General features: G+C 47.3%; 33 protein-coding genes and 1 tRNA gene. 1 reads left to right on the plus strand and 33 read right to left on the minus strand.

Translation table 11 applies throughout. From position 1 onward, the window contains the following. The first annotated feature begins 377 nt into the window (after positions 1–377). Positions 378–1640: an ATP-binding protein gene (locus ACPFYS_RS02680; protein ID WP_427875809.1), complete on the plus strand. Its 1263-nt coding sequence runs from the start codon at positions 378–380 to the stop codon at positions 1638–1640. A gap of 192 nt (positions 1641–1832) precedes the next feature. On the opposite strand, the gene ACPFYS_RS02685 is transcribed toward ACPFYS_RS02680, so the two are convergent. The 33 genes from ACPFYS_RS02685 to adhE all read right to left on the minus strand — a co-directional run bounded on the left by ACPFYS_RS02685 (position 1833) and on the right by adhE (position 22694). After that, positions 1833–1918, minus strand: a tRNA-Ser gene (locus tag ACPFYS_RS02685). Positions 1919–2009: 91 nt separating this feature from the next. Next, positions 2010–2912 carry a tRNA pseudouridine(38-40) synthase TruA gene (gene truA, locus ACPFYS_RS02690; protein WP_427877612.1) on the minus strand — a complete coding sequence of 301 codons (903 nt, stop codon included), beginning with the start codon at positions 2910–2912 and terminating at the stop codon, positions 2010–2012. A gap of 67 nt (positions 2913–2979) precedes the next feature. Next, positions 2980–4359: an Mbeg1-like protein gene (locus ACPFYS_RS02695; protein ID WP_427875810.1), complete on the minus strand. Its 1380-nt coding sequence runs from the start codon at positions 4357–4359 to the stop codon at positions 2980–2982. A 239-nt stretch (positions 4360–4598) separates the two neighbouring features. After that, a complete protein-coding gene (gene rplQ / locus ACPFYS_RS02700; RefSeq protein WP_427875811.1) occupies positions 4599–5033 on the minus strand; it encodes a 50S ribosomal protein L17 in 435 nt (144 codons plus the stop codon). Between the two features lie 81 nt (positions 5034–5114). Further along, complete coding sequence (locus ACPFYS_RS02705) at positions 5115–6110, minus strand: DNA-directed RNA polymerase subunit alpha (protein ID WP_427875812.1); 996 nt, start codon at positions 6108–6110, stop codon at positions 5115–5117. A 79-nt stretch (positions 6111–6189) separates the two neighbouring features. After that, complete coding sequence (gene rpsK / locus ACPFYS_RS02710; RefSeq protein ID WP_075523699.1) at positions 6190–6588, minus strand: 30S ribosomal protein S11; 399 nt, start codon at positions 6586–6588, stop codon at positions 6190–6192. 84 nt (positions 6589–6672) lie between these two features. Further along, positions 6673–7050 (minus strand): 30S ribosomal protein S13, encoded by a 378-nt coding sequence (gene rpsM / locus ACPFYS_RS02715; RefSeq protein WP_427875813.1) that lies wholly within the window; start codon positions 7048–7050, stop codon positions 6673–6675. Positions 7051–7183: 133 nt separating this feature from the next. Continuing rightward, the gene (rpmJ, locus tag ACPFYS_RS02720) at positions 7184–7297 is read right to left on the minus strand and encodes a 50S ribosomal protein L36 (RefSeq protein WP_003842636.1); all 114 of its coding nucleotides are present in this window, start codon (positions 7295–7297) and stop codon (positions 7184–7186) included. A gap of 21 nt (positions 7298–7318) precedes the next feature. Then, positions 7319–7537 (minus strand): translation initiation factor IF-1, encoded by a 219-nt coding sequence (gene infA, locus ACPFYS_RS02725; RefSeq protein WP_004129021.1) that lies wholly within the window; start codon positions 7535–7537, stop codon positions 7319–7321. A 165-nt stretch (positions 7538–7702) separates the two neighbouring features. Continuing rightward, entirely contained in the window at positions 7703–8263 is a 561-nt protein-coding gene (locus ACPFYS_RS02730) for an adenylate kinase (RefSeq protein WP_427875814.1), read from the minus strand. Positions 8264–8372: 109 nt separating this feature from the next. Further along, positions 8373–9713, minus strand: coding sequence for a preprotein translocase subunit SecY (secY, locus tag ACPFYS_RS02735; RefSeq protein ID WP_427875815.1), 1341 nt, complete (start codon positions 9711–9713; stop codon positions 8373–8375). Between the two features lie 201 nt (positions 9714–9914). Beyond that, positions 9915–10370, minus strand: a complete 456-nt coding sequence (rplO, locus tag ACPFYS_RS02740) for a 50S ribosomal protein L15 (RefSeq protein WP_427875816.1) — start codon at positions 10368–10370, stop codon at positions 9915–9917. 2 nt (positions 10371–10372) lie between these two features. Beyond that, positions 10373–10555 (minus strand): 50S ribosomal protein L30, encoded by a 183-nt coding sequence (rpmD, locus tag ACPFYS_RS02745; protein ID WP_427875817.1) that lies wholly within the window; start codon positions 10553–10555, stop codon positions 10373–10375. After that, positions 10555–11283 (minus strand): 30S ribosomal protein S5, encoded by a 729-nt coding sequence (gene rpsE, locus ACPFYS_RS02750; RefSeq protein ID WP_427875818.1) that lies wholly within the window; start codon positions 11281–11283, stop codon positions 10555–10557. The genes rpmD and rpsE overlap by 1 nt, the downstream gene beginning before the upstream one ends. Further along, on the minus strand, positions 11280–11651 hold the full coding sequence (rplR, locus tag ACPFYS_RS02755) for a 50S ribosomal protein L18 (RefSeq protein ID WP_427875819.1): 372 nt from the start codon (positions 11649–11651) through the stop codon (positions 11280–11282). Before rplR ends, rpsE begins: the two co-directional genes overlap by 4 nt. 1 nt (position 11652) lies before the next feature. Further along, positions 11653–12192 carry a 50S ribosomal protein L6 gene (gene rplF, locus ACPFYS_RS02760; protein WP_427875820.1) on the minus strand — a complete coding sequence of 180 codons (540 nt, stop codon included), beginning with the start codon at positions 12190–12192 and terminating at the stop codon, positions 11653–11655. Between the two features lie 16 nt (positions 12193–12208). Further along, entirely contained in the window at positions 12209–12607 is a 399-nt protein-coding gene (gene rpsH / locus ACPFYS_RS02765; RefSeq protein ID WP_427875821.1) for a 30S ribosomal protein S8, read from the minus strand. A gap of 87 nt (positions 12608–12694) precedes the next feature. After that, positions 12695–12880: a type Z 30S ribosomal protein S14 gene (locus ACPFYS_RS02770; RefSeq protein WP_004114370.1), complete on the minus strand. Its 186-nt coding sequence runs from the start codon at positions 12878–12880 to the stop codon at positions 12695–12697. A gap of 1 nt (position 12881) precedes the next feature. Beyond that, entirely contained in the window at positions 12882–13454 is a 573-nt protein-coding gene (rplE, locus tag ACPFYS_RS02775; protein WP_427875822.1) for a 50S ribosomal protein L5, read from the minus strand. Continuing rightward, positions 13451–13786: a 50S ribosomal protein L24 gene (rplX, locus tag ACPFYS_RS02780; protein WP_427875823.1), complete on the minus strand. Its 336-nt coding sequence runs from the start codon at positions 13784–13786 to the stop codon at positions 13451–13453. The genes rplE and rplX overlap by 4 nt, the downstream gene beginning before the upstream one ends. A 1-nt stretch (position 13787) precedes the next feature. Next, complete coding sequence (gene rplN / locus ACPFYS_RS02785; RefSeq protein WP_004114366.1) at positions 13788–14156, minus strand: 50S ribosomal protein L14; 369 nt, start codon at positions 14154–14156, stop codon at positions 13788–13790. 92 nt (positions 14157–14248) lie between these two features. Next, positions 14249–14515 (minus strand): 30S ribosomal protein S17, encoded by a 267-nt coding sequence (gene rpsQ, locus ACPFYS_RS02790; RefSeq protein WP_004114365.1) that lies wholly within the window; start codon positions 14513–14515, stop codon positions 14249–14251. Between the two features lie 2 nt (positions 14516–14517). Beyond that, entirely contained in the window at positions 14518–14769 is a 252-nt protein-coding gene (rpmC, locus tag ACPFYS_RS02795; protein WP_004129054.1) for a 50S ribosomal protein L29, read from the minus strand. Further along, positions 14769–15188 carry a 50S ribosomal protein L16 gene (gene rplP / locus ACPFYS_RS02800; RefSeq protein ID WP_075523715.1) on the minus strand — a complete coding sequence of 140 codons (420 nt, stop codon included), beginning with the start codon at positions 15186–15188 and terminating at the stop codon, positions 14769–14771. Before rplP ends, rpmC begins: the two co-directional genes overlap by 1 nt. 4 nt (positions 15189–15192) lie before the next feature. Then, complete coding sequence (gene rpsC, locus ACPFYS_RS02805; RefSeq protein WP_427875824.1) at positions 15193–16008, minus strand: 30S ribosomal protein S3; 816 nt, start codon at positions 16006–16008, stop codon at positions 15193–15195. Positions 16009–16010: 2 nt separating this feature from the next. Beyond that, on the minus strand, positions 16011–16370 hold the full coding sequence (gene rplV / locus ACPFYS_RS02810; protein ID WP_427875825.1) for a 50S ribosomal protein L22: 360 nt from the start codon (positions 16368–16370) through the stop codon (positions 16011–16013). A gap of 16 nt (positions 16371–16386) precedes the next feature. Continuing rightward, on the minus strand, positions 16387–16665 hold the full coding sequence (rpsS, locus tag ACPFYS_RS02815; RefSeq protein WP_004114357.1) for a 30S ribosomal protein S19: 279 nt from the start codon (positions 16663–16665) through the stop codon (positions 16387–16389). A gap of 15 nt (positions 16666–16680) precedes the next feature. After that, positions 16681–17511 (minus strand): 50S ribosomal protein L2, encoded by an 831-nt coding sequence (gene rplB / locus ACPFYS_RS02820; RefSeq protein ID WP_427875826.1) that lies wholly within the window; start codon positions 17509–17511, stop codon positions 16681–16683. 35 nt (positions 17512–17546) lie between these two features. After that, on the minus strand, positions 17547–17843 hold the full coding sequence (gene rplW, locus ACPFYS_RS02825) for a 50S ribosomal protein L23 (RefSeq protein WP_427875827.1): 297 nt from the start codon (positions 17841–17843) through the stop codon (positions 17547–17549). A gap of 5 nt (positions 17844–17848) precedes the next feature. Next, the gene (rplD, locus tag ACPFYS_RS02830; protein ID WP_427875828.1) at positions 17849–18514 is read right to left on the minus strand and encodes a 50S ribosomal protein L4; all 666 of its coding nucleotides are present in this window, start codon (positions 18512–18514) and stop codon (positions 17849–17851) included. Positions 18515–18518: 4 nt separating this feature from the next. Continuing rightward, positions 18519–19169, minus strand: a complete 651-nt coding sequence (gene rplC, locus ACPFYS_RS02835; RefSeq protein WP_427875829.1) for a 50S ribosomal protein L3 — start codon at positions 19167–19169, stop codon at positions 18519–18521. 16 nt (positions 19170–19185) lie between these two features. Continuing rightward, complete coding sequence (gene rpsJ, locus ACPFYS_RS02840) at positions 19186–19494, minus strand: 30S ribosomal protein S10 (RefSeq protein WP_003808013.1); 309 nt, start codon at positions 19492–19494, stop codon at positions 19186–19188. 491 nt (positions 19495–19985) lie between these two features. Continuing rightward, positions 19986–22694 carry a bifunctional acetaldehyde-CoA/alcohol dehydrogenase gene (adhE, locus tag ACPFYS_RS02845; protein ID WP_427875830.1) on the minus strand — a complete coding sequence of 903 codons (2709 nt, stop codon included), beginning with the start codon at positions 22692–22694 and terminating at the stop codon, positions 19986–19988. Between the last annotated feature and the right edge of the window lie 160 nt (positions 22695–22854).

A 22854-nucleotide genomic window follows, 5' to 3' on the forward strand; every position in this document is an offset into this window, starting at 1 on the left:
CGTAGTTTCTCTGATGTCGCGCGCTTGAATACGGCATAAACTGCTTACACGCTTGCCGCCCTAGCTCTGCACTTTATTCGTTACTAGCGCAGTACGCAAACTGCACTAACAACAAAAAAGCTTCAAGCGCAAACTACGCAATACACCCAAAACCAAAATCCTTCATAACAATTCCTCTCAAACAAGCTGAAAATCAGCAAATAAAACAGAATGCAACTATGCAATCCTTACGTAGAAGGGTACCCCTCCCCCAGACGCAAATCATACTTCCTCAAACACAACTCACTAAACCCAAAACGTATTTTTTGTACATCGTATGTACAATTTTTTGTACATTGAACGTACAAAAACCACGACTTTTATGTATACTTATCTTTATGAGCGCATATTTTCCTAGACCAATTGCTGACACTATTCTTCAAGCAAAACGAAAAGTCGTAATTCTCGAAGGCGCAAGAGCCGTGGGTAAAACTATGATGTCAAAGCGTCAACTTGTGCCTAAAGGCTTCTTTTACGTAAGTCTCGCGGATGAAAATACGTTTGCGCTCGCCTCAACAGATTTGTATGGTTGGTTAAAAAATCTCAGTACTCCAGTTGTTATTGACGAAGCACAAAGACTATCAAACTTGCCGCTTGCAATAAAAGAAACAGTAGACAATTCAACAGAAAACAGTCTGCAGTACGTTTTAACAGGCAGCGCACTTATAAATCGCAATGGACTAGACGGCCAAGATCCTCTCGCTAGACGCGCTCAACACTTTACAATAAGCCCATTTACACAGTGCGAAATTAATCAAAATAATACAAATATAGTGGATAGTCTTATAGAAAGTAATCCAAATCTTAAATATGAAAAAGAAATAAGCAGAGAAGAAATATACAGAATGATGGCTGCTGGCGGCTTCCCAGAATACCATCAATCATACGATTCTTACGAAACTTGGGTACGCGAAGAACTTGTTGAAAGCGATATTCTTGCAGTATTAGGAGATACTATTCTTCCGGGAGAACGATTAGACAGAAGCATGGCCGTTAGCATACTCAATAAGTTGCTGTGCTCTCCCGGCGGAATTCTTAACACGAGTTCAATAGGTCAGGATCTTGCTTTAGACAGGCGAACAATTGAACGTTACATTAGCGTATTCTTACGCAGATTCTTAATAAACGCTCTACCGAATATAAAAACTGCGCCAAATCGACAAACTTTTGCTAGAGCAAAAATACATCCGATTGATACATCTTTAAGCGTTCAAACAATGATTAGCAAGGGGCATAATCCTTCGGAAAATCCCGTTATGTATGGGAATTTGCTAGAGAGTTTTGTTGTGAATCAGATTATGCCTGCTGTGCAATGGTCTAAAACGCATCCGGACTGCTTCTACTGGCGCGAAACTGGTAGCAGCCCTAAAGAAGTTGACCTTGTGTTAAGTTTCCGCGGAAGCTTAATCGGTGTGGAAGTGAAAAGCTCGAGCATGGTGAATCGCAACGATTTTAAGGGGCTTGTAGCTCTTGCACAAAAACCTGAATTTAAGCGTGGATACGTTGTATATTTGGGGCAAAAAATTATGCAGTGGGCGGATAATTTGTGGGCAATACCGCTAAGCGCACTGTGGGAAGACAGTGCGTTTAACGCTGAGTAAAAACGGCACTGACTGTTCAACCGTAACGAAACTACCTCACGAACGCGCTGCAATTTATACGTTACTCGCGCAGTACGCAAACTGCACTAGCGTCTCATTCTGCCCGTTTTGGGACACTCGCGCAGTACGCTTTCTGCACTAACAACAAAAAAGCTTCAAGCGCAAAAAGCAACTTGAAGCTTGATTAATTCGCGGATGAAGCGAGATTCGAACTCGCGGAGGATTTTACCCTCACACGCTTTCGAGGCGTGCTCCTTAGACCGCTCGGACATTCATCCACTTGCGATTTGTCACAACAAAAGCGTGCACAAACGCAACTTTTCAATTGTAAACCATGCTGCGAATATAAATTTATGGCGCGTTGAAACGCTACAACTCGGCAGAATCACGGCGAGCGCGAATCTTCTCAGCTCGCGCACCTAACTCACTATCAGGCGGATATGCCACATACTCAAGAGTTAAACCTTGAGGCGCAATCGGACCAGTTGACCCCTCACGAAGAGGAACACGTATTTTTTGAGAGAACCACTCAACACTTCTTTTCCCACTACCCACCTGTACGCAAGCTTGTACAAGAGAACGAACCATATTATGAGCAAAAGCATCCGCAACAATAGTAAATTCAAGTAGGCCATGCTCAACTTGCGGAACGCATCCTGTACTAAGCACGTTGCAAGTCGCATCTTTTATACGAACCCAATTTGCGCTTTTAACATCTCGTATAGTAGTACCGCCAGGATTTGGACGAGCAAAAGAACCAAAATCATGCAAGCCAATAATCAGGCTTGCAGCATCGTTCATAGCATCAATATCGAGAGCATTGTCAACATGAAAAACAAAATTACGCATACGAGGATCAACTACTGAATGTGCATCAGCTAAACGGTACACATATGTACGTTCAAGAGCAGAAAATCTAGCATCAAATCCTTCTGGAGCAACACTCACACTATGTATGCAAATATCTTCCGGAAGAACATGACGTAACCTATACTCTAGCGCCGAAACGCAATCAAGTCCTGTGTGGCCTACACAGCGAATCAAAACGTCTTCAGAAACGTCAATATGACAAACCTGGTGTGAAGCATGCACTCCTGTATCAGTACGCCCAGCAACAGTTAAGCGCAAAGGTTCTTCAGCGCTTGAAACCGGCACTCTTAAAATCTTATGAAGCGCATCTTCTACTTCTCCTTGCACAGTACGCAAAGCAGGCTGTTTAGCCCAACCGTAGAATTTGCCACCATCATAAGCTAAGTCAAAACGAAGTCGCATCACACAACCTTCCGCAATATCACACATAATGCTACTTTTATTCCTCACCGGTTACAAAATAAGCATACTATTTTCCACCAACGCCGGCAGCTGCACTCACAATTCGACGAATCAGATCGTAGGATTTTGCATCTAAATGTGCAGCCATACCCAAAATTTTCGGCAACAGTTCAGACCAATGAGTTGCCATTTGATCAAAAGTAGGGTATCCAAGACTCGTTAATTCGCAGTATACTGTCTCGATTCTGCGTTTTCGTTCATCAAACGGCAAATCTTGCATCCAACTATTTACAGCTTTCGCAATTCCAACAGAACGAGCGGAAGGCGCATTGCAGTAGTCAAAATCTCCGTTTTTAACCTGCCAGCACATACCAAAATGTTGAATAACTCCAATAGATTCTGCTGCTGTAACTTTGTATGGAGTGCCATTATCCATAAGTAGCCCTATAAAAGCGGATTGTGGAACTATTTTTTCAACTCGGTTTATTACATGAGAGAAAACACTAGAATCAACCACATCAGATGCAAAACCTGGTCCATCCATAGAATATATTTTCGAAACCAAATTTCCTAGTTGAGTATCTTCCGCATCTAATCTCATAGTCGCGTAAGTTGCCATATTTCCGCCTTTTGAATGGCCTACTACAAGTAGATTGGGATTGTCGCTATAGTAGCGGCTATGCTGATTCTGCTTTGTTTCACACGAATTTGCGTGCAAGCGTTTTTTAAAAAGATGAGTAAAGAAATTAGTTAAAGATTTTTGCAGGAAATTTTTATTAGCCAAAGAGTAGCGTGAAGCACGTTTCGCAATAGAAGACAAGTATTCTGCAGCAGACTCCTGAGACGGAACTGGGCACTGAAAAGCCATATTAAAATCTTCCTTCCAGCCAACAAGAGTATTATCGGTTCCTCTAAATGCGACTACAAGAGTACGAGAATCTTTTAAAAGATTTTCACTAGAGGATGCGCTAGAAGATTCGCTAGCAGATTCGCTAAGATTCACTTCGCTTTTTAATGAATTAAAGGAAGAATTAAAGGAAGAATCAAAAGAAGAATTAATACCATAGCAATCAGTAAGGTCGAAGGTAACTCCAGCAAATTGCTGTTCACTATTTTCATCCACTTTAGAATCATCAAAACGTTCAAGTACCTCGCCTACTCTTAATCCCCTATATCTTGGGCTTGAAGCAACAGCAATTAGTAATTTTTTGCGAAAATCATCAATTTTTTCGGAACCGAAAACAAACATTGATGGAAAATTCTCAGCGCGAAGCAAATCAGAAATTGGTATAGTAGACAAATTTTTTGAATTAGCATCATATTTTGGTACAAAATCCGGCATACAAATATACGCAAGTTCACAAAATACCAGAGCATCTACGGCATTAAACTTTCTCTGCGCGAAAGTTTGAAAATCACTGCTCACTAAATCAAGAATATTCGGCATAACTTAATAATAATTGATTCACAATATTGAAAATATAATATTTAAACATGCAAACTACGAACTAGCAAAGAACGAACTATCAAAGAACGATCAGAAAATAGCAGCATAATAGTTTGTACAAAATACAAAAACGGGTCGAAGATAAAACTCCGACCCGTTTCAGTGAGATTAATACAGCAGATACTTTCGAAAAGCTCTACTCAAATACTCACCTTACCGATGCATAAAGCTGATTTGATTCACTCAGCAGCTTCTTCTTTAGCTGCAACCTTAGTTGCTGCTTCAGCTTCCTTAACGACAGCCTTCTTTGGGCTTACCGGCTCAGTAACGAGCTCGATAATTGCCTGAGGTGCGGTGTCGCCACGGCGAGCAGCAATCTTAACGATGCGGGTGTAGCCGCCTTCGCGCTGCTTCATCTGCTCAGCAATTTGCGTAAATAGCACATGAACCACGGACTTGTCGCGGATCACACGCAATACGCGACGACGTGAATGCAAATCGCCACGCTTTGCGAATGTAACCAAACGCTCAGCAAGTGGACGAAGACGCTTTGCCTTTGGCAATGTCGTCACAATACGACCGTGCTGGAAAAGGCTGGTAGCCATGTTGGCCAGCATCAGGCGCTCATGCGCTGGGCTAGAAGCCAGACGAGGGCCTTGTTTCGGTGTAGGCATTATTACTCCTTATTGCCACGGAATTCAGGTGGGCATCAACCCGAACATCCGAAAACCGTGACGCTTGGCGATGGCTGTATCTTACTCGTCTTCAGGCGAGAAGAAAGTGCCACCTTCGAGATTATTGGCGTCAAAGCCAAGCGGTGAAGCCTTCAAAGACAATCCCATGGACTGCAACTTTTCCTTAACTTCATCGATTGATTTCATGCCGAAATTACGAATATCGAGCAAATCCTGCTCAGTGTGAACAACCAGTTCTCCGACTGTATGAATACCCTCACGCTTCAAGCAATTGTAGCTACGCTGGGTAAGATTCATATCCTCAATCGGTATAGCCAATTGGGAATCAGCTTCATCTTGTGATGGAGCTGGTCCAACTTCCACACCTTCGGCGTCAACGTTAAGCTCACGGCAAAGGCCGAAAAGCTCAACAAGAGTTGAACCTGCAGATGCGACTGCATCACGTGGTGAAATAGACGGCTTGGTTTCCACATCCAGGATGAGCTTATCGAAGTCCGTGCGCTGTTCCACGCGGGTAGCTTCGACCTTATAGCTCACCTTCAAAACTGGTGAGTAGATCGAATCCACAGGAATGCGGCCGATTTCGCTGTTCTCCTGCTTGTTCATCTGAGCTGGTACATAACCACGGCCACGCTCAACAGTGAACTCAATCTCAAGTTCACCGTCCTCTGCAAGTGTGGCAATATGCATCTCAGGATTAGCAATTGTGACACCAGCTGGAGGAGTAATATCTCCAGCAGTAGCTTCACCCTTGCCATTTTTGCGTAGATACATCACTACTGGCTCGTCGTACTCGCTAGTGAGCACGATGCCCTTAATGTTCAGCAGGATTTCAGTAACATCCTCTTCAACACCTGGCAGAGTCGTAAACTCATGTAGAGCACCGGAGATGCGAACCGAAGTAACGGCAGCACCTGGAATAGAGCTCAACAAGGTACGACGCAGCGAATTGCCGAGCGTGTAGCCGAAACCTGGCTCCAACGGCTCAATAGTAAAGCGAGAACGCTGGGGATTCAGTGATTCCTCGGTAAGTGTCGGACGCTGTGCGATAAGCACTTTGGTATCCTTTCAGCTTCTGGTCGGTGGTGCACTCGCCGCCCATAAGCGGGTTGGATGGATGGATTCGTAAGAGTGCTCAGACGCGGCGACGCTTTGGTGGGCGTACGCCGTTATGCGCTTGCGGGGTGACGTCGGTGATAGAACCAACTTCAAGACCCGCGGACTGAAGGGAACGGATAGCGGTTTCACGACCGGAACCAGGACCCTTAACAAACACGTCGACCTTCTTCAGGCCATGTTCCATTGCCTTACGAGCTGCAGCTTCAGCTGCCATACCAGCGGCGTAAGGAGTCGACTTACGGGAACCCTTAAAGCCGACATCACCACCGGAAGCCCAAGAAAGGACTGCACCGGATGGATCAGTGATGGAAATAATCGTGTTATTGAATGTTGACTTAATATGCGCCTGCCCAACCGGTACCGACTTGCGGTCCCGGCGACGCGGCTTGCGCGAGGCTTGCTTTGCAGCTGCCATTGACCCTCGTTTCCTAATGACGAATGAGTTGGTATGTCTAGACGATGGGAAATCATCCCGTGGCCTAGAGCCGACCACCGACTACTATCGGGTGGCCTTCTTCTTCCCGGCGACAGTACGCTTCGGGCCCTTACGGGTACGAGCATTAGTCTTAGTACGCTGACCACGCACAGGAAGACCCTTGCGATGACGCTGGCCTTGATAGCAGTTGATCTGAATCTTACGACGGATGTCTGCATCAATTTCACGACGCAAATCACCCTCGATCTTGTAATTAGCCTCGAGATAATCACGTAAAGTGATCAGCTGTTCATCCGTAAGATCCTTGACGCGGGTATCCGGATTAATACCGGTCGCGGCAAGCGTTTCCTTAGCGCGAGTGCGGCCAACACCGAAAATGTAGGTGAGGGCAATCTCAATGCGCTTCTCATTGGGAATATCTACTCCGGCAAGACGTGCCATTGTAATTCCTTTACTGTTACGCAGGTCGTGCACCAAGTCTTCCGTAATTTACGGCCTGGGCCTGCGCACCCAGGGTTCAGCTTTCGCTGCGACTCAGCGCCTTATTCCTTTATATTCCGCGCTGGGAATCTACTCAGCCCTGACGCTGCTTATGACGTGGGTTGATGCAGATCACCATGACGCGGCCGTGACGGCGGATCACACGGCAATTTTCGCAGATCCTCTTCACGCTAGGGCTGACCTTCATGGTTTTCCTTTGCTTGTACCTTTACTTATAACGGTACGTAATACGTCCACGGTTCAAATCGTAAGGACTCATCTCCAACACAACGCGATCCTGCGGCAAAATACGAATATAATTCTTCCTCATTTTGCCCGAAATCGTTGCAAGAACAATGTGCTCGTTCTCAAGCTGAACACGAAACATCGCGTTTGGTAGTGCTTCTACTACCTTGCCTTCGACTTCAATCACACCGTCTTTTGCCATGAGCCTCGTTCCGTTCCCTGGACATACTACTTCACGTATCCGAAGACACGCCAATCTTTTATGATACAGTAAATGCGCTATATACAACACTCGGCGTGTCGCAATAGCGCATTTAAACAGTTAAATTATCAAAAGCTCTGCTGATTTTATGATTTCAGAACAGTACTAATTCAAAGAATCGATAATGTGACCATTAATCTCATCGATATCGCCGACGCCATCAACGGAAACAAGCTGACCGCGAGACTCATAAATGTCAAGCAAAGGAGCGGTTTCTTTTTCATAAGTGTCCAAACGCTTAGCAATAACTTCTGGAGTATCATCAGAACGACCCTGTTCAATAGCACGCTTCTGCATACGCTCAAGAAGCACTTCACGCTCAGCTTCAAGAGCCACAACGTGATCGAGTGGAGTATTAAGCTCCTCTAACATGTGATCTAAAGCCTGAACTTGGGAAGCATTACGAGGATAACCGTCAAGAATCCAACCGTTCTTTGCATCATCCTGTGCAAGACGATCCTTAACAATACTGTTAGTCAACTCGTCAGGAACTAACTCTCCCTTATCGAGATAGCCCTGAACTTTTTTACCAAGTTCAGTATGGTTCTTCAAGTTGTAACGGAAAATATCGCCAGTAGAGATAGCTGGGATACCATAGTGCTCACTTAAAAGAGCAGCCTGAGTACCTTTTCCAACACCTTGTGGTCCCATAATCAGCAATCGCATATTGAACTCCTTGAGTATTTACATCAACATGTGCGCAAACTATGCAGCCTGCGCACATGCGAATACATTATGTTATTTAATTAATGGTCACTATTCGTGAACTTGATTACTATTTAGCAGACTTTTCGGTCTCAGCATGATTAAATAAGAATCCAGCATACTGGAACTGTTCAGTCTGAGCCTTTGCCTGCCTCAAAGTATCCAAACCAACACCGGCGATAATCAGAATTGTAGTACCGCCGAATGGAAGCTTCATGTTTAAGTGCAAGGACATAATCAAGACTGTAGGAATAAGCGCAACGAACAGAAGATAAACAGCACCAACAGTATTAAGTCTGTTCATCACATAGCTCAAATAATGGCTTGTGGCACTTCCAGCACGTATACCTGGAATAAAACCACCATATTCCTTCATATTGTCTGCTGTCTCATCTGGATTAAAAGTAATCTCAGTGTAGAAGAAACAGAAGAACACAATCATCAATGCATAAAGAGCAATATACCAGGCAGAAGTCGAATTAGCTAAGTTAGTTTCAATCCAATTGACCCAGCCCTTACGTTTATCGCCAAACTGTGCGATAAGCGTCGGAACAGCAAGAATAGACGAAGCAAAGATTGGTGGAATAACGCCACTCATATTAACCTTAAGAGGCAAGTAAGTGGAAGAACCGCCATACATTTTGCGGCCAATCATACGACGAGTGTACTGCACTGGGATACGACGCTGAGCGAGTTCCACAAAGTCAACAAATATAAGAATAACCAGAAGAACACCAACAACGATACCGAACTTATTCCAATCGCCGTTATAGCCGTTTGTTCCCCAGCCAATCTCCCATAACTTCGGAAGGAAGCCAGCGCAGATAGACATGAAGATTAATACTGACATACCTTGGCCAATACCTTTATCGGTAATGAGTTCTGCCATCCACATGATAAGACCAGTGCCGCCAGTCATGATAAGAACCATAACTACAAGGCTCCACATGCTTCCGTCTGGAATAACATTTCCGCACTGATAATTAAATAAAGCGCCGGAACGAGCAGTAACCAAAATCGTTGTGGACTGCAATATAGCCAAGCCAATGGTTAAATAACGGGTGTACTGCGTAAGCTTTGTCTCACCAGACTGACCTTCCTTGTGCAAAGCTTCAAAGCGTGGAATTACAACTCGCAACAACTGGATCACAATGGAAGCAGTGATGTAAGGCATAACACCAAGTGCAAAAATAGAAAGCTGCAAAAGGGATCCGCCAGAGAACAAGTTCACTAAGCCTATAAAGTTTTCGTTAGAAGAAGCCAACTTTACTGTGCAAGCATGAACAACTCTATAATCTACGCCTGGAATCGGGATAAATGAACCAATGCGGTAAATGATAATCATGGCGAAGACGAAGAGAATCTTATTCCTCAGCTCCTTCGTCCTGAAGGCCTGGATTAACGTTTTCACTTGGGTTTTCCTCCCTTTTCTCGCGCACTCCAAGGCGCAAACAGTGCAAAAAACAAACTCTGAGGCAATAGTTTATCTCACGGTACATACCGAACTATTCCGCAGTGAGTCTTAACAATAAAGTAATCCCCCTAGCCACTAAGCTAGAGGGATTACATATAGCTTTAATATCGCTTTAATTTCGCTCAAGCAGAGTAAAAACTACTCTTCGCTTACAGAGCCGCCAGCAGCTTCAATCTTGGACTTAGCGGAAGCAGAAGCCTTAACACCCTTAAGCGTCAAAGCAACAGTTAACTCACCATCGCCCAAAACCTTAACTGGATAGCCATCACGTACAGCGCCCTTAACTACCAAGTCAGCTACGGTAACTTCGCCACCCTGTGGGAAAAGTTCAGCAAGAGCCGCAACATTAACGACCTGGAACTCTTTCTTGAATGGGCTCTTGAAGCCACGAAGCTTTGGTAAACGCATGTAAAGTGGAAGCTGGCCACCTTCGAAGCCTGGACGCACTTGGTAACGCTTCTTTGTACCTTTGTCGCCACGGCCTGAAGTTTTACCCTTAGAGCCTTCACCACGACCCACACGGATGCGATCCTTCTTAGCTCCTGGAGCTGGACGCAAAGTGTGCATGTGCAGCATTGGTTCTTCGTTAGCCATAATCAGTCGACCTCCTCTACGCTCACCAAGTGGCGCACGGCCATGACCATGCCACGATTGACGGGGGTGTCTTCGCGAACTACGCTGTGGCCAATTTTATAAAGGCCAAGCGAATGAACATTTGCGCGCTGACGCTCGGTGGTGTGAACCAAACCGTGCACCAGAGTGATCTTCAAATTCGCCATCACTCACCATCCTTTGCTTCTGCAGACTTTGCAGCCTGAGCTTCTTCACGAGCTTTACGTGCTTCAGCAATACCGGTAGCACGCTCACGAAGCAAAGCATCAGGTGCGACTTCCTCGAGGGAAAGTCCACGACGAGCAGAAATCTCTTCTGGCTCTTCGAGCTTCTTCAAAGCATCCACAGTTGCACGAACCACGTTTACTGCGGTCGCAGAACCCATGGACTTGGTGAGAATATCAGTGATGCCTGCGCATTCCATAACTGCACGCACTGCGCCACCAGCAATTACACCAGTACCTGGAGCAGCTGGACGAAGTAACACAGTACCAGCAGCATCATGGCCGATTACCGGATGGGTAACAGTGCCACGAATGCGTGGAACGGTAAACATATGCTTCTTAGCATCAAGCTGACCCTTAGCGATAGCAGCTGGAACTTCGCGAGACTTACCGTAACCAACACCAACAGTGCCCTTACCGTCGCCAACAACAACAAGTGCTGCAAAGCTAAAAGTACGACCACCCTTGTGAGTCTTGGAAACACGATTAATAGTAACTACGCGATCCAGAAGTTCATCGCTATGATTTTCTTCACGACGGCTACGACGTTCGCCACGCTTGCCCTCGCCCTTATTACGGCGAGAACGGCGATCGTCATTGCGCTCCTCGGCGGATGCCTGAGTGTTCTGAGTTTCTTCAGCCACTTGGGTTTCCTTTTCGTTGTCGCTCACAGTGCCAGACCTCCCTGACGGGCGCCTTCAGCAACAGCTGCGACGCGACCATGATACTTATTACCGCCACGATCGAAGACAACAGCGGTGATGCCCGCTTCCTTCGCTCTAGCCGCGATAAGCTCGCCAACCTTGGTAGCAGCTTCGGTCTTAGTGCCGGTGAAGCCAGCGAAATCCGAAGTCAAAGTGGAAGCGCTAACAAGAGTAAGACCCTTGGTATCATCCACAATCTGAGCAACCATGTGACGGTTGGAACGAGAAACGACTAAGCGAGGACGTTCCGAAGTGCCGGAAATGCGCTTACGAAGACGGGCGTGACGACGCAAACGTGCGACTTTGGTACCCTTACCGAAAATCTTAACGCTCATATCACTTACCAGCCTTTCCAGCCTTGCGCAGGATACGTTCATCGGTGTACTTAATACCCTTACCCTTGTAAGGTTCTGGAGCACGAAGCTTACGAATGTTAGCAGCAACCTGTCCAACAGTCTGCTTATCAGTGCCCTTAACGATTACTTGGTTAGGATTTGGTAACTCGAAGTCAATACCTGCCGGTGGTTGAACGGTAATAGTGTGAGAATAACCGAGCGAGAACTCAATGCCCTTGCCCTTCATTACTGCACGATAACCGGTACCGACAATATCCAAAGTCTTGGTGTAGCCATCATGTACACCCTTCACCATGGAAGCAATGATTGAACGAGCAAGACCGTGCTTTGCACGAGTTGGACGCAAATCATCAACTGGAGTCAGAACAATCTGATTGTCAGCAACTTCCGCAGTGATGCCCTCTGGAATTACATAAGAATCAGAACCCTTAGCGCCCTTGACGCTGAAGGACTGACCTTCAATCTTTACTTCCACGCCTTGAGGAATGTCGACGGGGAGCTTACCAATATGCGATGCCATCTTCAGCTCTCCTTTCTCACCACACGTAGGCGACAATTTCGCCGCCAATGCCTCGTTCGAGGCATTCCTTCTGAGTCAACAATCCCGAGCTGGTCGAGATAATAGCGATACCGAGACCACCAAGAGGCATTGGCAAAGCATCAGACTTCGCATAGCGACGTAAGCCTGGCTTAGAAATACGCTTGATGCCCTGAATTGAACGCTGACCATTGGAACCATACTTCAAAGTAATTTCCAATGTCTGTCCAACCTTGGCTTCTTTAGCAGCGAAATCTTTAATATAGCCTTCGCGCTTCAGAATCTCAGCGATATTCGCCTTGAATTTGGAGTACGGCATTTCCACGATATCGTGCTTTGCCGCGCTCGCGTTACGCAGACGTGTCAACATGTCTGCGATAGGATCTGTCATTGTCATGTTGGGCTAACGCCCTTTCTCGCCGTGGTTTCCACCGCCTGTTTTTAGGATTCTAACCTTTAAGCAGTGGACCTTCAGCGTCGATATTTACCAACTGGACTTCGTAACACCCGGCAACTCACCGCGATGAGCCTTCTCACGAAGGCAAACACGGCACAGACCGAACTTGCGATACACGGAGTGAGGACGACCACAAACCTGGCAGCGCGTATAAGCGCGCACCTTGAACTTCGGCTTAGCGGCCGCCTTGTTTTTCAGAGCGGTTTTTGCCATTTCAGTTCTCCTTGAATGGGAAACCGAGGTGCTTAAGCAGCGACTTAGCTTCCACATCGTCCTTGGTGGTAGTCACCACGGTGATGTCCATACCACGCTGATGATCAATCGAGTCAGGATCAATCTCATGGAACATTGACTGTTCGGTAAGACCGAAATTGTAATTACCCTGACCATCGAACTGGTTGCCGTTAATACCGCGGAAATCGCGAATACGTGGCAAAGCCAGAGTGAGCAAACGATCCAAGAACTCCCACATACGATCACCACGAAGGGTAACGTAAGCACCGATAGCCTGTCCTTCACGAAGATGGAACTGTGCTACAGACTTCTTAGCCTTAGTAACCTTTGGCTTCTGACCGGTGATAAGGGTGAGATCCTTAATCGCGCCTTCAATGAGCTTGGAATCACGAGCAGCGGCACCGACGCCCATAGAGACGACGACCTTTTCTACACGAGCCACCTGCATTGGATTAGTGTGGCTGAATTCCTTCTCCAAGGCTGGAACGATTTCGTCCTTGTATTGCTGCTTTAAGCGCGGAGTTGCCGGCAACTCAACAGTAGTATCGGTCATGCCAGCTCCTTTCCGGACTTCTTGGCTACACGCACGCGCACGGTCTTAACCTTGCCGTCACGAGCCTCTTGCTTGACGATCACGCCAACGCGGGTAGGCTTCTTAGTCTCTGGGTCAATAACCATAACGTTAGAACGATGGATTGGAGCCTCAGTAGAGACAATGCCCGCCTGCTGACCCTGCTGGGTAGCGCGAACGTGCTTCTTGACGATTTGCACGCCTTCGACAATCAAACGGTCGTCGGCAAGTACGCGAAGTACCTTGCCATCTTTACCGCGATCCTTACCGCGGATAACCTTTACCTGGTCGCCGGTTTTAATCTTGGCTACCATATCAGATCACCTCCGGGGCAAGGGACACAATCTTCATGAAGCGCTTATCGCGCAATTCACGACCGACTGGTCCGAAGATACGAGTGCCCTTTGGTTCACGGCCGGAGCCGAGAATAACAGCGGCGTTCTCGTCGAACTTAATGTAGGAACCATCGACACGACGATGTTCCTTGACAGTACGGACGACGACAGCTTTAACTACGTCGCCTTTCTTGACCGACCCGCCAGGGATCGCGTCCTTGACGGAGGCGACGATGATGTCGCCGATGCCGGCATAGCGTCGCTTCGATCCACCGAGCACGCGGATGGCAAGCAATTCCTTAGCACCCGTGTTGTCGGCGACATGAAGCCGCGTTTCCTGCTGAATCATTGATTCTCCTTAGCCGAGCTGGTTCTCCCCACTCACCCGTGAATATTCATATGAATAAACACGGGTGAAGTGCGGAGCCTTGCCGAACTTGTTTACTTGGCGCGCTCGATAATCGAGTCGAGACGCCAACGCTTGGTCTTGCTCAAAGGCCGAGTTTCCATAATACTCACGAGGTCGCCAATATGCGCCTCATTGTGTTCATCATGGGCCTTGACCTTGCGGGTGGAGCGAACGACTTTACCATAAAGTGGATGAGTCGAACGCTGCTCCAACTCAACGGCAATCGTCTTGTCCATGGCTTCGGACACGACGTAGCCGCGACGAACCTTGCGGAAGTTGCGCTCTTGGTTCTCAGCCATGCTTACTTCTCCTTGACCTCAGTGGCGCCCGGCTCTTGGCTGATGCCGAGTTCACGCTCACGCAGGACAGTATACATCCTGGCTATGTCGTGCTTGACCGCCTTGAGGCGAGCGCTGTTTTCGAGTTGGCCAGTTGCTGCCTGGAAGCGCAAGTTAAAAAGCTCTTCCTTGGACTTCTTCAAGAAGCCTTCAATTTCAGCATTGGTCTTCTCGTTTAAATTCTTGATGGTGTAGTCTGCAGTTCCGACTGGCATCAGATGTCACCGCCTTCACGCGCAATAACACGGCATTTCATAGGGAGCTTATCGATGGCGCGGCGCAAAGCCTCGCGAGCGATATCCTCAGAAACGCCACCGATCTCGAACATTACGCGACCTGGGTGAATGTTGGCGATCCAGAATTCTGGAGCACCTTTACCGGAACCCATTCGCGCACCAAGCGGGTGCTTGGTCAACGGGCGATCAGGGAACACTGTAATCCACACACGACCGCCACGCTTGATGTAGCGGGTCATGGCGATACGAGCAGCCTCGATCTGGCGGTTAGTGATGTACGCCGGAGCCAGCGCCTGAATACCGAAATCGCCGAAAGCGATTGCGGTTCCACCCTTAGACATGCCGCTACGGGTAGGACGGTGCTGCTTGCGATATTTGGTCCTCTTTGGGATAAGCATCTGCTCACTCCTTCGTTTCCGTTGCGGCAGGAGCTTCAGCAGCTTCAGCTTCAGCTGGCTTTTCAGCCTGTGCTTCAGCAGCCTTCTGCTGGTTAGCAGGACGTGCACCACGACGTGGACGACGATCGCCACGGCGACCTTCACGCTTACCCTGCTGAGCCTGCTGCTCTTCAAACTCACGCTCAGTCATATCACCCTTGTAGATCCAGACCTTTACGCCAATACGGCCGTAAGTGGTCTTAGCTTCGAAGAAGCCGTAATCGATAAGGGCGCGAAGGGTCTGCAGTGGAACGCGACCCTCACGATAGAACTCAGAACGGCTCATTTCGGCACCACCAAGGCGACCGGAGAGCTTGATACGGATACCCTTGGCGCCGGCGCGCATAGCGTCCTGCTGTGCCTTACGCATAGCACGACGGAATGTAACACGGTTCGTCAACTGTTCCGCAATACCCTGAGCTACCAACTGAGCGTCAAGTGCAGCATTCTTTACTTCGAAGATATTGAGCTGTACTTGCTTGCCCGTGAGCTTCTCGAGCTTTTCACGAACACGCTCGGCTTCAGCGCCACGGCGACCGATAACAATACCCGGACGAGCAGTGTGAATATCCACACGCACACGATCACGAGTACGCTCGATAACGATGCGGGACACGCCAGCACGTTCGAGGTCATGGCTCATTTCCTTGCGAATCTTGTCATCCTCAAGGACAAAGTCACGATAACGCTCGCCAGCTTTGTTGGAATCGGAGAACCACTTAGAACGATGATTCTCTGTAATGCCCAGGCGATAGCCGAAAGGATTGATCTTCTGACCCATCTTTAGCGTGCTCCTTCCTGAAGCGAGACGATAACAGTGATATGGCTGGTACGCTTATTAATGCGCGCAGCGCGACCCTGTGCACGAGCACGGAAACGCTTCAACGTTACGCCCTCATCCACATAGGTTTCCTTGATGACCAAGTCCTGCTCACGGAATGGTTCACCGGCTTTTTCAGCCTTAACGCGAGCATTAGCGATCGCGCTTTCAAGAACCTTGCGCACCGGCAAAGATGCGTCCTGAGGAGCAAACTTAAGAATGGTAATAGCTTCGACTGCACGCTTGCCTCGGATGAGGTCGACCATGCGGCGAGCCTTGCGCGGCGTCACGCGGACGTGACGAGCGATTGCTTTAGCTTCCATGTGTCCTAACTCTCCTTTAGCGGCGTGCCTTTTTGTCGTCCTTCACATGACCCTTGAAGGTCTTGGTCGGGGCGAACTCACCGAGCTTATGACCAACCATGGCTTCGGTAACGAATACCGGCACATGCTTGCGGCCATCGTGTACGGCAAAGGTATGTCCAATGAAATCAGGAGTGATCATCGAACGACGCGACCACGTCTTAATGACGTTATGCGTGCCCTTGTCGTTTTGCTCGTCGACTTTCTTCTGCAAGTGGGCGTCGACGAAAGGGCCCTTCTTGATGCTACGAGTCATCTATTCGACACTCCCTTACTTGCGATTCTTACCATTCGGGCGACGACGAACAATCATCTTGTTCGAAGCCTTCTTTGGACGACGTGTACGAACTTCGCCCTTGCCCCATGGAGAAACTGGCGGCTTGCCACCACGGGTACGACCACCATGTGGATGGTCCACAGGGTTCATGGATTCGCCTCGTGTGACTGGTCTGCGACCAAGCCAACGAGCACGACCAGCCTTACCAAGCTCAATATTTGCGTGATCGGAGTTACCGACTTCACCAATCGTAGCGCGGCAACGAGCGTCCACGTTACGAATTTCGCCAGATGGCATACGCAACTGAGCGTAAGCACCATCCTTTGCTACGAGCTGAACGGCTGCACCTGCGGAACGAGCAATCTTTGCGCCACCAAGTGGGCGAAGTTCGATTGCATGAACCACGGTACCGGTTGGAATGTTCTTAAGAGGCAGGTTGTTACCTGGCTTAATATCAGCCTGAGCACCAGTCTCAATAACATCACCCTGGGCAACGCCTTCAGGAGCGATAATGTAACGCTTCTCACCATCTGCATAATGCAGAAGAGCGATGCGAGCGGAACGGTTAGGGTCATACTCAATATGAGCAACCTTTGCTGGCACGCCATCCTTGTCCCAACGCTTAAAATCGATGAGACGGTACTGACGCTTATGACCGCCACCGCGATGGCGAGAAGTCATGCGGCCGTAAGAGTTACGACCACCAGTTTTGCTGAGTTTGCGTACCAGCGACTTTTCAGGCGTAGAGCGCGTGATTTCGGCAAAATCCGAAACCGATGCGTTGCGACGGCCTGCAGTCGTCGGCTTATAAACGCGGATAGCCATAATATAGTCTTCCTTTAACTTTTCTCGGCTAGCCTTCAGTTACCAAAGATATCGATCGTCTGGCCTTCAGCTACGGTGACAATAGCACGCTTCTGATTCACACGACGGCCAAAACCGGTGCGAGAGCGCTTCAACTTGCCAGCGCGGTTAAGAGTATTGACGTTCGTTACCTTGACTTTGAAGATTTCTTCGACAGCCTGCTTGATCTGAACCTTGTTTGCATCTGGAGCCACAACGAAAGTGTACTGACCACGATCTGCAGCTGCATAGCTTTTTTCAGAAACAACTGGCTTCAAAATGACGTCATGTGCTGGGTTATGGACTGCGACCATGTAAATCAGGCCTCCTTAACGACAGGCTCGGTCTTAGCAGCAACGAAGGCATCAAAACCTTCCTTGGTGAAGACTACATACTGAGCCGTGATGACATCATAGGTGTTGAGCTGATCTGCAAAGATCACATGCACCGTTGGAATATTACGAACAGACATCCACTCGTTGATGTTTTCGCGGGAAAGCACAACAGTAGTGAACTGGTTCTTGGTCACTGGGGTGAGTGCTGCAACAGCAGACTTGGTTGAAGGAACATCCTTAATACCAAGATCAACTACAGCAATACGTCCAGCATTTGCACGATCAGACAAAGCATAGCGAAGAGCAGCTGCCTTCATCTTCTTTGGAGTACGCTGATCATACTTGTGAGGAACTGGACCGTGTACAACACCACCATGTACCCACTGAGGAGCACGAATGGAGCCTTGACGAGCACGACCAGTGCCCTTCTGCTTCCAAGGCTTCTTGCCGCCGCCGGATACGTTAGCGCGATTCTTAACTGCGTGCGTGCCCTGACGAGCAGCAGCGAGCTGAGCGATAACGACCTGATGAACAAGTGGGCCATGAGCCAACACATCTTCGTTGGAGATGCCGAAGATTTCAGCAGGAGCTTCAACAGTACCGTTGGCATTACCCTTAGTATCAGTGACGTTCAGAGTTACGTTTGCCATAGCTTCAGGCTCCCTTCACTGCCGAACGGACAAGAACGATAGCACCCTTAGGACCTGGAACAGCGCCCTTAATGGCGAGAATACCGTTCTCGACATCCGAAGAAACGATGGTGAGGTTGAGCGCGGTAGAAGTCACATGACCCATGCGACCAGCCATACGCTTGCCCTTCAAAATGCGGCTCGGAGTTGCGCATGCGCCCACAGAACCTGGGCGACGTTCGTTCTTGTGTGAGCCGTGAGTACGACGATAGGACTTGAAGCCCCAACGCTTAATAGTGCCAGCGAAACCTTTACCTCTGGTAGTTCCGGTGACATCTACTTCAGAACCCTCAGCGAATAATTCAGCAGTCAATTCCTGACCTGGCTGATAATCTGCTGCATTCTCAGTACGCACCTCAGCGAGGTGACGACGAGGAGTCACGCCAGCCTTAGCAAAGTGACCAGCCAATGGCTTGGTTACCTTGGTAGGATCGATCTGGCCATAACCGAGCTGAACAGCGCTATAGCCGTCAGTTTCCACGGTTTTTACAGCAGTTACTACGTTTGTAGCAACTTCAACCAGAGTTACGGGGACGAAGAAGCCGTTCTCATCCCAAACCTGCGACATACCCAGCTTACGGCCGAGCAGAGCGGTGCGATTCTTATTCTGCGACATTACTTTCTCCCCCTTCCTACAGCTTGATCTCGATGTTGACATCCGCAGGCAGGTCAATGTGCATCAAAGAATCCACAGCCTTTGGCGTTGGATCGACGATGTCTATGAGGCGCTTATGAGTGCGCATCTCGAAATGCTCGCGAGAATCCTTGTACTTGTGAGGAGAACGGATAACAACAAACACGTTCTTCTCGGTCGGCAGAGGAACCGGACCCACTACTGTGGCGCCCGCGTTCGTCACCGTCTCGACGATTTTCTTCGCCGATTGGTCGATGACCTCATGGTCATAGGACTTAAGCCTGATGCGGATTTTCTGTCCCGCCATTGCCGTCCGCCCTTTCTAGCGATTCGTTTACTGTTTACCAACCTGTATGATAAGGGCACCGGAGAGAATAGACACTCAAGGTCATTCCACATCAGTGCGCAGCACCGGTATTTCTTACGGCGTAAAAAATTCCGTTTCCGCGCTCGCTTTTTTTAATTCCAATATGCGAGCCTTAAAAACAGGCAACTGAACAATTAAACCATCACATGTGGATTATTAAAAACCGGGCGTGTCGGCTATTTTTCAACCGTTTTAGGCAATTGCAATACACCTTTTACAATCATCGTTACGTTTTCAATTTTCAAAAATACCAGCAAAAATACCAGCAAAAATATAAACAGAAATTGCCGGCAAAAATATAAACAAAAATGGCAGTAGCTACAATTAGTGCAACTACTGCCATTTTGTACTAAATACACGTTATTTAACGCAATTTATATTTTAAATTAAACGATTCAAATAAATACATTTAATTCGCATTTATTTAGCATTTACTTCGATTCGCGTTCTTTGCGCAAACGATGGCCTTCTTCTTGAGAAACTCCATAATATGCTGCAATAGCAATATCTTTCATATCCTCAATCTGAGGGATTCTTGGATTTGCCGGCGCACACTGATCCTCATACGCGCGCATACCGATTTGTTCAAGAATCGACCAATAATATTCTTCGTCAACTCCGCATGCCTTGAATGAACCATCCATACCAAGCACATTATCGCGATAATTTTCTACTGCGCTTGCTAATTTCTCTACTGCTTCTTCTGCACTAGAGCCGGTATCCAATCCAAGATTCTTCGCAAGCTGCTGATATCGTTCCGGAGCAACATAACGATTATACTTTGGCCAGCTCGTAGCTTCTTGAGGAACCTGACCGTTGTAACGAATCACATATGGAAGCAAAATAGCGTTCGTGTGTCCGTGAACAACATGGCACAAAGCACCAATTGTGTGAGCCATTGCGTGGCACATTCCAAGGAATGCAGATCCAAATGCCATTCCAGACATAGTTGCTGCGTTATGCATCTTCTCTTGAGCTTGAACTTTGCGCTGAGAATCTTCAGAATTTACAGAATCGTTAAGATTTTCCCAAATAAGCTTTGATGCGTGCAAAGCCATAGCATCCGTAAAATCATTCGCATAAACAGAGGTGAAAGCCTCAATCGAATGAGTTAATGCGTCGAAACCGGCATCGCAAGCTAAGCGTCTCGGCTGAGTGCGAGCCAAAACAGGATCTACTATTGCAACCGATGGAGTAAGCGCGTAATCGGTAATCGGATACTTGTAGCCAGTTTTGTGATCAGTAATAACAGCGTAAGGCGTTACCTCAGAACCTGTGCCGGAAGATGTAGGTATGCACACAAGTTTCGCTTTTGCGCCAAGAGGTGGGATCTTAAATGCGCGCTTTCTGATATCAAAGAACTTTTCTCTCACGTCTGCGAAAGAAATTTCCGGATGTTCATAAAGCAACCACATGATCTTTGAAGCATCCATAGGAGATCCGCCACCGACAGCAATAATTGTGTCTGGCTGGAACTCATCGCGCATCATTTTAGCTCCGCGCTCTACAGTTTCTACGCTAGGTTCTGGCTCTACGTAATCAATAATTCTAAACGTTACGCGATTTTCTCTAGCTCGCAATTGGTCGATAATCTTATCAACTACTCCAAGCTGTTCCATAACTTTGTCGCATACTATAACAGCACGGTTTACATTGTACATATCGCGCAAGTAGCGTATTGCATTCGGCTCAAAATATGTTTTTGCCGGAATCTTGAACCATTGCATATTATTATTCCTTCGTGCAATTCGTTTAATATTAAGAAGGTTTACTGCCTGTACATTTCCAGAAACTGAATTTCCGCCATAAGAACCGCAACCAAGCGTCAATGAAGGTGCGATTGCGTTGTAGATATCGCCTACTCCGCCTAGAGATCCTGGGGAATTCCATATAATGCGGCAGGCGTGCATGCGACTTCCGTATTCACGCGCAAGTTCTTGATTATTTGTGTGAATAACAGCAGTATGTCCAGCACCGTGAATCAGCATTTTTTCGCACATTTCGAAAGCCTCTTCTTTATTTTCAGCTTTCAAAATTGCGTGCACAGGAGCCAGCTTTTCCATTGTAAGCGGCTCCATTTCGCCAACTTCCTTGCACTCAGATATTAAGATAACTGCATCATCTGGAACTTCAAAACCTGCAGCATGCGCAATAAACTGAGGTGATTTTCCTGGTACTACAGAATTCAATTTTGGCATTTGACCTGAGTACGCTGTGCATCCAAACATATACTGTTCGAGTTTCGCTTTTTCTTCGGCATTAACGAAATACGCTTTGCGACGTTTTAGCTCGCGTACAAGAGGATCATAAATGTCTTTGTGAGCTATAATTGCCTGCTCAGTTGCGCAAATCATGCCGTAATCAAAATGCTTAGAAAGCACTAAATCGTTCGCAGCTCTCACAATATCAACATCTGCGTCTACGTATGCTGGGGCGTTGCCTGGTCCAACACCTAGTGCAGGTTTTCCTGAAGAGTATGCTGCTTTAACCATTCCAGGCCCACCTGTTGCAAGAATAGTTGCAATATCAGGATGTTTCATTAATGCACCGGTAGCTTCAATAGAAGGATGCTCAATCCACTGAATGCAGTTTTCTGGAGCACCTGCTTCTATAGCCGCATCTCGAACGATACGTGCAGCTTCCGATGAACACTTCTGAGCAAACGGGTGGAAACCAAAAATAATTGGGCAACGAGTTTTTAATGCTATAAGCGACTTAAAAATAGTTGTGGAAGTAGGATTAGTTACAGGCGTTACACCAGCAACTATTCCAACTGGTTCTGCTATTTCATCAATTCCAAGAACATCGTCTTCGCGAATAATTCCTACTGTACGCTGTCCTGCTAAGTAATGCGTAATATGCTCGCATGAAAATATATTTTTTGTGGCTTTATCTTCTACTAAACCACGTCCTGTTTCATCAACAGCCATTTTTGCTAGCACTAAATGCTTATTTAATGCTGCAACAGAGGCCTTTGCTACGATATGATCAACTTGCTTTTGATCTAATTTTTCAAATTCGATTAGTGCAAGCTTAGCTTTTTCTGCAAGTTCATTAACTTCATTCTGTGCATCAGTTGCTGCTTGCTCACGCTCACCATTGGGCTTTTCTGCTTCGGCTTTTTTCAGCGCCTCAACCATTGCGTCCTCCTTGATCAAATGTTGAACCTGAGTATTCACATCAGAGTATCAACTCACTCAATTTTGTGATACAGGTCACAATTTAGTAGATCTTGTGTATTATTTCCACTTTACAGCGAGTTGAGCTTTTTATGATTGAGAGCGGTAGCCTTATGTTCGT

The organism is Gardnerella sp. 2492, assembly GCF_050320365.1.
Classification (GTDB): domain Bacteria; phylum Actinomycetota; class Actinomycetes; order Actinomycetales; family Bifidobacteriaceae; genus Bifidobacterium.

Bases quoted from the DNA above. Each gene is read 5' to 3' on its own strand.
- ACPFYS_RS02680 (WP_427875809.1), top strand. From the start codon at position 378: ATGAGCGCATATTTTCCTAGACCAATTGCTGACACTATTCTTCAAGCA.
- truA (WP_427877612.1), bottom strand. From the start codon at position 2,912: ATGCGACTTCGTTTTGACTTAGCTTATGATGGTGGCAAATTCTACGGT.
- ACPFYS_RS02695 (WP_427875810.1), bottom strand. From the start codon at position 4,359: ATGCCGAATATTCTTGATTTAGTGAGCAGTGATTTTCAAACTTTCGCG.
- rplQ (WP_427875811.1), bottom strand. From the start codon at position 5,033: ATGCCTACACCGAAACAAGGCCCTCGTCTGGCTTCTAGCCCAGCGCAT.
- rpsK (WP_075523699.1), bottom strand. From the start codon at position 6,588: ATGGCAGCTGCAAAGCAAGCCTCGCGCAAGCCGCGTCGCCGGGACCGC.
- rpsM (WP_427875813.1), bottom strand. From the start codon at position 7,050: ATGGCACGTCTTGCCGGAGTAGATATTCCCAATGAGAAGCGCATTGAG.
- rpmJ (WP_003842636.1), bottom strand. From the start codon at position 7,297: ATGAAGGTCAGCCCTAGCGTGAAGAGGATCTGCGAAAATTGCCGTGTG.
- infA (WP_004129021.1), bottom strand. From the start codon at position 7,537: ATGGCAAAAGACGGTGTGATTGAAGTCGAAGGCAAGGTAGTAGAAGCA.
- ACPFYS_RS02730 (WP_427875814.1), bottom strand. From the start codon at position 8,263: ATGCGATTGCTGATTATGGGACCACAAGGTGTTGGAAAAGGTACTCAG.
- rplO (WP_427875816.1), bottom strand. From the start codon at position 10,370: ATGGCTAACGAAGAACCAATGCTGCACATGCACACTTTGCGTCCAGCT.
- rpmD (WP_427875817.1), bottom strand. From the start codon at position 10,555: ATGGCGAATTTGAAGATCACTCTGGTGCACGGTTTGGTTCACACCACC.
- rplR (WP_427875819.1), bottom strand. From the start codon at position 11,651: ATGAGCGTTAAGATTTTCGGTAAGGGTACCAAAGTCGCACGTTTGCGT.
- rplF (WP_427875820.1), bottom strand. From the start codon at position 12,192: ATGGCATCGCATATTGGTAAGCTCCCCGTCGACATTCCTCAAGGCGTG.
- rpsH (WP_427875821.1), bottom strand. From the start codon at position 12,607: ATGACAATGACAGATCCTATCGCAGACATGTTGACACGTCTGCGTAAC.
- ACPFYS_RS02770 (WP_004114370.1), bottom strand. From the start codon at position 12,880: ATGGCAAAAACCGCTCTGAAAAACAAGGCGGCCGCTAAGCCGAAGTTC.
- rplE (WP_427875822.1), bottom strand. From the start codon at position 13,454: ATGACCGATACTACTGTTGAGTTGCCGGCAACTCCGCGCTTAAAGCAG.
- rplX (WP_427875823.1), bottom strand. From the start codon at position 13,786: ATGGTAGCCAAGATTAAAACCGGCGACCAGGTAAAGGTTATCCGCGGT.
- rplN (WP_004114366.1), bottom strand. From the start codon at position 14,156: ATGATTCAGCAGGAAACGCGGCTTCATGTCGCCGACAACACGGGTGCT.
- rpsQ (WP_004114365.1), bottom strand. From the start codon at position 14,515: ATGGCTGAGAACCAAGAGCGCAACTTCCGCAAGGTTCGTCGCGGCTAC.
- rpmC (WP_004129054.1), bottom strand. From the start codon at position 14,769: ATGCCAGTCGGAACTGCAGACTACACCATCAAGAATTTAAACGAGAAG.
- rplP (WP_075523715.1), bottom strand. From the start codon at position 15,188: ATGCTTATCCCAAAGAGGACCAAATATCGCAAGCAGCACCGTCCTACC.
- rpsC (WP_427875824.1), bottom strand. From the start codon at position 16,008: ATGGGTCAGAAGATCAATCCTTTCGGCTATCGCCTGGGCATTACAGAG.
- rplV (WP_427875825.1), bottom strand. From the start codon at position 16,370: ATGGAAGCTAAAGCAATCGCTCGTCACGTCCGCGTGACGCCGCGCAAG.
- rpsS (WP_004114357.1), bottom strand. From the start codon at position 16,665: ATGACTCGTAGCATCAAGAAGGGCCCTTTCGTCGACGCCCACTTGCAG.
- rplB (WP_427875826.1), bottom strand. From the start codon at position 17,511: ATGGCTATCCGCGTTTATAAGCCGACGACTGCAGGCCGTCGCAACGCA.
- rplW (WP_427875827.1), bottom strand. From the start codon at position 17,843: ATGGTCGCAGTCCATAACCCAGCACATGACGTCATTTTGAAGCCAGTT.
- rplD (WP_427875828.1), bottom strand. From the start codon at position 18,514: ATGGCAAACGTAACTCTGAACGTCACTGATACTAAGGGTAATGCCAAC.
- rplC (WP_427875829.1), bottom strand. From the start codon at position 19,169: ATGTCGCAGAATAAGAATCGCACCGCTCTGCTCGGCCGTAAGCTGGGT.
- rpsJ (WP_003808013.1), bottom strand. From the start codon at position 19,494: ATGGCGGGACAGAAAATCCGCATCAGGCTTAAGTCCTATGACCATGAG.
- adhE (WP_427875830.1), bottom strand. From the start codon at position 22,694: ATGGTTGAGGCGCTGAAAAAAGCCGAAGCAGAAAAGCCCAATGGTGAG.